The following is an 8690-nucleotide window of genomic DNA, read 5'->3' as shown; positions in this document are numbered from 1 at the left end:
GGGGGGGCGCCCCGGTTTTTCGGGGGGGGCGGGGCGTGGGGTATTTGTCCGGGCGGGCCCACACCACCGTGTGCGCCTCGCGGTGCACAAGTGGCAGGGGCGGTGTTTCACGTGAAACACCGCCCCTGCCACTTGTCCGGCGCCATCCACACGCCTCGTCAGAGCGGGCCATGTTTCACGTGAAACATGACCCGCCTTCCGTAACTCACGCTTACTGCTCGGTCCACCACTCCTTGAGCGCAGCCACCGCCGCCTCGTGCCCCATCGGCCCGTTCTCCAGGCGAAGCTCCAGCAGATGCTTGTAGGCCTGGCCGACGGCCGGTCCGGGGCGGATACCGAGGATGTCCATGATCTGGTTGCCGTCCAGGTCCGGACGGATCGCGTCCAGCTCCTCCTGCTCCTGCAGCTGTGCGATCCGCTCCTCCAGCCCGTCATACGCACGCGAGAGCGCCGAGGCCTTGCGTTTGTTGCGGGTCGTGCAGTCCGAACGGGTCAGCTTGTGGAGCCGGTCGAGCAGAGGGCCGGCGTCCCGGACATACCGGCGGACCGCGGAGTCCGTCCACTCGCCCGTGCCGTAACCATGGAAACGCAGGTGCAGCTCGACCAAGCGCGAAACGTCCTTCACCAGGTCGTTGGAGTACTTGAGCGCGGTCATGCGCTTCTTCGTCATCTTGGCCCCGACCACCTCATGGTGGTGGAACGAGACCCGGCCGTCCTTCTCGAAGCGGCGTGTGCGCGGCTTGCCGATGTCGTGCAGCAGGGCGGCCAGGCGGAGGGTCAGATCAGGACCCTCGTTCTCCAGGGCCATCGCCTGCTCCAAAACGATGAGCGTGTGGTCGTAGACGTCCTTGTGCCGGTGATGCTCGTCCCGCTCCAGGCGCAGCGCCGGCAGTTCGGGCAGGACCCGCTCGGCGAGGCCGGTCTCCACCAGCAGGCTCAGGCCCTCGCGGGGGTGGGAGGAGAGAACGAGCTTGTTCAGCTCGTCCCGGACCCGCTCGGCCGAGACGATGTCGATGCGCCCGGCCATGTCCTTCATGGCAGCGACCACCTCGGGGGCCACCTCGAAGTCGAGCTGCGCGGCGAAGCGCGCGGCCCGCATCATCCGCAGCGGATCATCCGAGAAGGAATCCTCGGGGGCGCCAGGAGTACGCAGCACACGTGCCGCGAGGTCGTCGAGGCCGCCGTGCGGATCGATGAACTTCTTCTCCGGGAGCGCGACGGCCATGGCGTTCACAGTGAAGTCCCGTCGGACGAGATCCTCCTCGATGGAGTCGCCGTAGGACACCTCTGGCTTGCGCGAGGTCCGGTCGTAGGCCTCCGACCGGTAGGTGGTCACCTCGATCTGAAAGCTTCGATCGGTGTCACCGTCACGGGCGACCTTCTGCGCACCCACCGTGCCGAAGGCGATTCCGACCTCCCAGACGGCGTCCGCCCATGGCCGAACGATCTTCAGGACGTCCTGCGGGCGGGCGTCGGTCGTGAAGTCCAGGTCGTTGCCGAGCCGGCCGAGCAACGCGTCCCGGACCGAGCCGCCGACCAGGGCGAGAGAGAACCCGGCCTCCTGGAAGCGGCGGGCGAGGTCGTCGGCGACAGGGGCGACCCGCAGCGGTTCACTCACCGCGCGGTCCTGCTCCTGGCTCAGGGCACTGGGGTTGACTTCGTTGGCGTTCGGCACAACAGAACAGGGTACGTGGCCCGGGCGGACACCGGCGCCTCCATTGATCACGCAACGAATCCCCCACTTCCCCAGCACTCCCTTTATAGGCGCACATACGGTGCGGCCCCGTTTGGTGGCGGATCTTGTGGCGCACTCCGCGGCACTTCCCCTCGGCTCACATCGTTACCATGCGTGGACGCACATTCCGACGACCACTGACGACGACGAGGGACGGGCGAGCGCGTGGCCGAGGCGGCAGACTTCCAGGGGACCAGTCCCTCACCTGCCCGCCGGTGGCTACGGCGCACCACGGCACTGCTCGCCGGAGCGCCACTGGTGGCCGGCCTGGTCCAGCTGCCGGCCGCGGGCCCGGCACACGCCGACGGGCAGTCCGCCGCCAAGGCCGACGCCGATTCGGGTTCGGTGGCCGTCGCTGTCGATTCGCTCACTCCCTCCGCACCCACCGACGGGGACACGGTGACCGTGTCGGGCACCGTGACGAACAACGGCAAGCAGACCGTCACCGACGCCCATGTAGGCCTGCGTGTGGGCCCCGAGGTCAACACCCGCTCGTCCGTCGACGCGATCGCCAAGGACAGCGACGATCTCCAGGGATCCATCGCCCCGGAGATCGACGACAAGTACACCGAGAAGTTCTCCAAGCTCACTCCCGGCGTCGCAGAGCACTTCAACATCTCCGTACCGGTCGACGACCTGGACCTCGGCGAGGACGGCGTCTACGAATTCGCCGTATCGCTCTCCGGGGAGACCTCCTCGCAGCCGTGGAACCAGATCCTCGGCATCCAGCGGACCTTCCTGCCCTGGCAGCCTGACGAGGCCGCCCCCAGGACGAGGACGACGGCGCTGTGGCCGCTCGTGTCGACCACCCACATGGCCGCCGAGACGGGCCCGAACGAGGAGCAGACACCGGTCTTCCTCAACGACGACCTGGCCAAGGAGATCTCCCCCGGGGGCCGTCTGAACCAGATGGTGACGCTGGGCAAGGACCTCGACATCACTTGGGTGGTCGACCCGGACCTGCTGGCCTCCGTCGACGCCATGACGGGCAGCTACCGCGTCCGGGACGGCGACAAGACCGTCGTCGGCACCCACCAGGCGGTCGCCAAGCAGTGGCTCGCCGAGCTGCAGGACGCGGTGGCGGACGAGGAGGTCGTCGCCCTGCCCTTCGCCGACCCGGACCTGGCGTCCCTGGCCCACAACGGCACGGACGTCACCGGCTCGCTGAATCAGCTGAAGGGCGCCACGGACGTCATCAACAACACGGTCGAGCCGATCCTCCACGTGAAGCCCAGCACCGACTTCGCCTGGCCCGTGGACGGAGCCGTCGACCGGTCGATCGTCAAGGTCGCCACCTCAGCGGGCGCCGACAATGTGATCACCCGCAGCGACAGTCTCCAGGAAACCAGCGGTCTGCCCTACACGCCCTCCGCGGCACGCCCCATCGGTGGCGGCACGACAGCCGTCGTCACGGACGCCCGGCTGTCCAAGGCCTTCGAGGGCGACCTGACGACAGCGTCCGCGTCCACACTCGCGGTGCAGCGGTTCCTGGCTCAGAGCCTGGCCCTGAACCTCCAGACCGGCAAGCAGCGCAGCGTCGTCGTCGCCCCGCAGCGCATGCTCTCCGGGAGCCAGGCACGCGCGATGGCCGACGCGCTGCGGGCACTGCAGGGCGGCACCTGGTCGGAGTCCCAGAAACTGGCGGCGGCCGCCGCTGCCAAGCCGGACCCGGACGCCACCACGAAGGTGCCGGGAGCCTCTTCCTACCCCTCGGCGCTGCGCAGGAAGGAACTGCCCCGGTCGGCGTTCGTACAGATCGCCCGGACCCAGGACACGCTCGACAACTTCCAGGTCGTCCTGTCGGACCCGTCCCGGGTGGTGACGCCTTTCGGGCGCGCACTGAACCGGGAGATGTCCGCGTCATGGCGAGGCCGGGCCGACGAGGCGGAGTCCTTCCGCGCCGACGTGAAGCGGTACCTCGACGGGCTGACCGGCCGGGTCAGACTGATCGACAAGTCGGAGACGAAGCTCTCCGGCCGCAGCGCCACGATCCCCGTGACGGTGCAGAACAACCTGGTGCAGGACGTCGGACCCCTGGTCCTGCGGCTCACCTCCACGAACCCGACCCGCCTCGAGATCGACGGCGCCGACTACGAAGAGCAGCCGATCTCGGTCTCCGGCGGGCACAGCCAGTCGGTGAAGTTCACCACGTCGGCCAACGCCAACGGCCGGGCCACGGTGATCGCCCAGCTGTACACGATGGACGGGCGAAAGTACGGCGAGCCCGTCACGTTCGACGTGAAGGTCACCGAGATCACCGCCACCGTGATGCTCGTCATCGGCGGTGGTGTCCTGCTGCTCGTCCTCGCCGGCTTCCGGATGTACACGCAGCGCAAGCGAGCCGCGGCCCGCAAGGCGGAGAAGGACGAAGGCGACGGGACGGAGGAGCCCGGGGATCCCGAGGACGGTCCGGAGAACGACGGTCCGGAGAACCCGGAAGGCCCCGACGAACGTCTCCAGAAGGAGTCCGAGGCGGAGGAGTCCGACGCATACCCCCGGGCAGACGCCCCGGAGCAGCCGAGTGACCCGACACCGGACACCGCAGCGGAAAGCGCCGACCCGTCCGGCACGGGTGAGAGAGTGGACCGTTGAGGATGTCGTGGCCGGTCGGCCCGGGACGATGAGGTGGGGTAACCATGAACGCGCCGTACGACGGTGACCGCGGTCGGACCGTGGACGGCTCGGGTCACCCCGAGGGTCTGCCGCCCGGCCCCGGCCAGAATCCGCCGCAGCCGCCCGCGGACATGTATCTCCAGGACGCCTACGACCAGGATCCCTACCGGGCCCAGGACCTCTCCGCCCAGGACCCGGTCTCCGAGGCTCTCTACGACCGCGCCGCGCACCCACCGCCGCCGCCGGGCACGTACCCGCCGCAGCAGCCGCTGTACTCCCAGCCCTACCAGTCGCCCTACTCTCCCGACCCGCGCGTCTGGGCCCAGACCCCGGCCCCCGAACCCGAGGGCCCGACTCAGTACCTGCCGTACGGCGACGACCCGCGGACCACCCAGTTCGTCGGCGTGGACGACCTTGTCACCCAGGCCGGCGACCAGCGCCACGAGCCGGACGCCTTCGCCCACCTGTTCCGCGACCAGCAGCAGGGTGGCGGCCACCCCTCGTACGACGATCACGCGTCCGTGCCCGCCCCCGCTCCGGCACCCGGGCAGTACGGCGGGACACCGGGACCAGGACAGTACGGCGGAAACCAGGTCCCCACCCCGTACGGATACGCTCCTGAGCCGGGGCAGTACGGCGGGCACCAGGGCCCGGGCCCCTACGGAAACGCACCGGCGCACGGCCAGTACGACGGCCCCGCTCCGACGCCCGGGCAGCACGCGGCGCCCGCGCCGGGCCAGTACGCGGTGGCCCCCACTCCGGAAGCGGCCGAGGCACCCCTCCAGGAGCCCGAGCCCGTTTCTACGCCGGCCGCTCCCAAGAAGGGCGGGCGCGCGGGAAGCCTGCTGAAGTCGAGTGCCGTGATGGCGGCGGGCACGATGGTGTCCCGGCTGACCGGTTTCATCCGCTCGGCGCTGATCGTCTCGGCGCTGGGCGTCGGCCTGCTGGGCGACACCTTCCAGGTCGCCTACCAGCTGCCGACCATGATCTACATCCTGACCGTCGGTGGCGGCCTCAACTCGGTCTTCGTGCCGCAGCTCGTGCGGGCCATGAAGGAGGACGACGACGGCGGTGAGGCCTACGCCAACCGCCTGCTGACCCTCGTCATGGTGGCGCTCGGCGTGCTCACCGTGATCACTGTCTTCGCCGCACCGCTGCTGATCCGGCTGCTGTCCAACCCCGTCGCCAGTGACCCGGCAGCGAACGAGGTGGGCATCACGTTCGTCCGCTACTTCCTGCCCTCGATCTTCTTCATGGGCCTCCACGTGGTGATGGGGCAGATCCTCAACGCCCGCGGCCGGTTCGGCGCGATGATGTGGACTCCGGTCCTCAACAACATCGTCATCATCGTGACCCTGGGGATGTTCATCTGGGTCTACGGCACCGCGGAAAGCTCGGGGATGACGGTCACGAGCATCCCGCCGGAGGGCGAGCGGCTGCTCGGCATCGGCGTGCTGCTGGGCCTCATCGTCCAGGCCCTGGCCATGATCCCGTACCTGCGGGAGACGGGCTTCCGGATCCGGCCGCGCTTCGACTGGAAGGGCCACGGACTCGGCAAGGCCGTCACCCTCGCCAAGTGGACGGTCCTGTTCGTCCTCGCCAACCAGGCGGGCGCCATGATCGTCATCCAGCTCTCCACGGCCGCCGGCAAGGCGTCGCCCGTCGACGGCACCGGCTTCGCCGCCTACGCCAACGCACAGCTGATCTGGGGCCTGCCTCAGGCCATCATCACCGTCTCCCTGATGGCCGCCCTGCTGCCCCGTATCTCCCGCTCGGCATCCGAGAACGACGGCGGCGCGGTCCGGGACGACATCTCCCAGGGTCTGCGCACCACGGCCGTCGCCATCGTTCCCGTTTCCTTCGGTTTCGTCGCGCTCGGCATCCCGATGTGCACGCTCATGTTCGGCTCCTCGGGAACGAGCGAGGCCACCAACATGGGTTACATGCTGATGGCCTTCGGCCTCGGCCTCATCCCGTACTCCGTGCAGTACGTCGTCCTGCGCGCCTTCTACGCCTACGAGGACACCCGCACGCCCTTCTACAACACCGTCATCGTGGCCGTCGTCAACGCCGCTGCCTCGGCACTGTGTTACTTCCTGCTGCCCGCGCGCTGGGCCGTCGTCGGCATGGCCGCCGCCTACGGTCTGGCCTACGTGACCGGTGTGGGCATCGCCTGGCGCAGGCTGCGCAAGCGGCTCGGCGGGGATCTGGACGGTGCCCGGGTGCTGCGGACGTACGCCCGGCTGTGCATCGCGTCCGTCCCGGCCGCCCTGCTCAGCGGTGCGGCCTGCTACGCGATCAGCCGGGCGCTCGGTCAGGGCGTGCTGGGGTCTTTCGCCGCGCTGCTGGCCGGCGGCGTGCTCCTGTTCGGTGTCTTCTTCGTCGCCGCCCGCCGGATGCGCATCGAGGAAGTCAACTCACTGGTCGGCATGGTGCGCGGACGCCTGGGACGCTGAGACCCGGGGTAGGCGCACAACCATCGTCTGCCACCGTGTGTCGTGCATAGCGGCGGACTGTGGGCACAATTGGGTTCGGCGTCGGACTGCGCGCATCGGTAGCCGGTCGGCGCGCATCGAATGGGGAGGCAGGAACGACGGTGGCGGAACGGAGCACAGCTGCCGTCGACGTGGCAGACAACGGCGGCGATGAGCCGCTGACCGCACAGGCGGACCAGTCCACGGCCGACGGGGTGGCCAACAACCGGGAGCGGGACACGGACAGCGACGAGGCACAGGGGAGCCCGACGAGCGAGGATTCCGGCAAGGCCTCGCCTCCCGAACTGCACAGCGGGCACAAGCTCGCCAGACGCTACCGCCTCGAGGAGTGCGTCACCCGTCTGGACGGCTTCAGCAGTTGGCGGGCCGTCGACGAGAAGCTCCGCCGCGCCGTCGGGGTCCACATCCTTCCGGCGGACCACACGCGCGCCCGGTCCGTGCTGGCCGCGGCACGCTCCTCCGCCCTTCTCGGCGACCCCCGCTTCGTGCAGGTCCTCGACGCCGTCGAGGACAACGACATCGTCTACGTCGTGCACGAGTGGCTCCCCGACGCCACCGAGCTGACCGCGCTCCTCGCCTCCGGCCCGTTGGAGGTGTACGACGCCTATCAGATGGTCAGCCAGGTCTCGGCCGCCATGGCGGCCGCCCATCGCGAGGGCCTGGCGCATCTGCGCCTGAGCCCCACCGCCGTGCTGCGGACGTCGACGGGCCAGTGGCGGATCCGCGGCCTCGCCGTCAACGCCGCGCTGCGCGGCATCAGTTCCGAAACTCCTCAGCGCACCGACACCGAGGCCATCGGCGCCCTCCTGTACGCCACACTCACCCAGCGTTGGCCGTACGAGAGCGACGCCCACGGTCTGGCCGGCCTGCCCAAGGACATCGGCCTCATCCCGCCGGACCAGGTGCGCGCGGGCGTCCACCGCGGCCTTTCCGAACTCGCCATGCGGGCGCTCGCCAACGACGGTGCCACCGCCTCCCGCCACGAGTCCCCGTGCACCACGCCGGAGGAACTGGTGAAGGCGATCGGCGAGATGCCCCGCATCCGTCCTCCCGAGCCGGCGTACACCGCCCCGCCCCAGTACCAGCGCACGGCCTACCAGCAGGGTGCCTACGGGCGCTCCGCGCCGCACCCCCGTGCCACCCAACCGGTGCCGACCCCGCCGCCCCCGCTGCAGAGCCGCACCGGCAAGGCACTCAAGTGGAGCGTCTCCGCCCTGCTCATCGCCGCGCTCGGCCTGGGCAGCTGGCAGCTCGCGGACGCGATCATGGAGCGGGGCGGCAAGGCCGACGACCAGAACCAGACGCAGACGACCGACGGAAACGACAAGAACGCGGAGCAGCCCAAGCCGGTCAAGCCGATCACCATCGGTGGAGCTCAGGAGTTCGTCGCCAAGGGAAGCGCCCAGCACCCGGAGGACGTCGGCAAGACCTACGACGGTGAAAGCTCGACGTACTGGCGCACCAGCACCTTCTTCGAAGGCCCGCCTCTCGCACCTTTCAAGCCGGGTGTCGGCATCGTCTACGACCTCGGCTCGGCACAAGAGGTCTCGACGGCGGCCATAGGGCTCTACTACGGCGGCAATCACACGACCGTCGACCTGTACGCCGCAGACTCGCTGCAGCCGTCTTCACTCGACGGGATGCAGAAGATCGGGACGGTCACGACGAGTGGCACCACCGCCACGGTAAAGGTGTCCAAGCCGGTGAAGACGCAGTACGTGCTGGTGTGGCTCACGGCCCTGCCCTACGCCTCGGGTGACGGGTACAGCGACGCCGGGTACAAGCAGGCGATCACCGATGTGACGTTCAAGGGCTGAGAGCTCGCCCACCTGAGGGGGAGGGGGTCC

General features: G+C 69.4%; 4 protein-coding genes. 3 read left to right on the top strand and 1 reads right to left on the bottom strand.

The genetic code is table 11. The annotated features are described in order from the left end of the window. Nucleotides 1-211: 211 nt before the first annotated feature. Nucleotides 212-1675 carry a CCA tRNA nucleotidyltransferase gene (locus ACH4F2_RS30490; RefSeq protein ID WP_398135976.1) on the bottom strand — a complete coding sequence of 488 codons (1464 nt, stop codon included), beginning with the start codon at nucleotides 1673-1675 and terminating at the stop codon, nucleotides 212-214. 225 nt (nucleotides 1676-1900) lie between these two features. Between ACH4F2_RS30490 and ACH4F2_RS30485 the strand changes: the two genes are divergently transcribed. From ACH4F2_RS30485 to ACH4F2_RS30475, 3 genes are all read left to right on the top strand, one after another. Continuing rightward, a complete protein-coding gene (locus ACH4F2_RS30485; RefSeq protein ID WP_398135975.1) occupies nucleotides 1901-4327 on the top strand; it encodes a DUF6049 family protein in 2427 nt (808 codons plus the stop codon). A gap of 44 nt (nucleotides 4328-4371) precedes the next feature. Beyond that, entirely contained in the window at nucleotides 4372-6804 is a 2433-nt protein-coding gene (gene murJ, locus ACH4F2_RS30480) for a murein biosynthesis integral membrane protein MurJ (RefSeq protein ID WP_398135974.1), read from the top strand. 140 nt (nucleotides 6805-6944) lie between these two features. Next, complete coding sequence (locus ACH4F2_RS30475; protein WP_398135973.1) at nucleotides 6945-8660, top strand: protein kinase family protein; 1716 nt, start codon at nucleotides 6945-6947, stop codon at nucleotides 8658-8660. Nucleotides 8661-8690 lie beyond the last annotated feature (30 nt).

Origin of the sequence: Streptomyces sp. NPDC017890 (assembly GCF_044328675.1) — a bacterium.
Classification (GTDB): domain Bacteria; phylum Actinomycetota; class Actinomycetes; order Streptomycetales; family Streptomycetaceae; genus Streptomyces.
The sequence above is the reverse complement of the archived record's forward strand: the minus strand, read 5'-3'. Positions and strand labels throughout refer to the sequence as shown.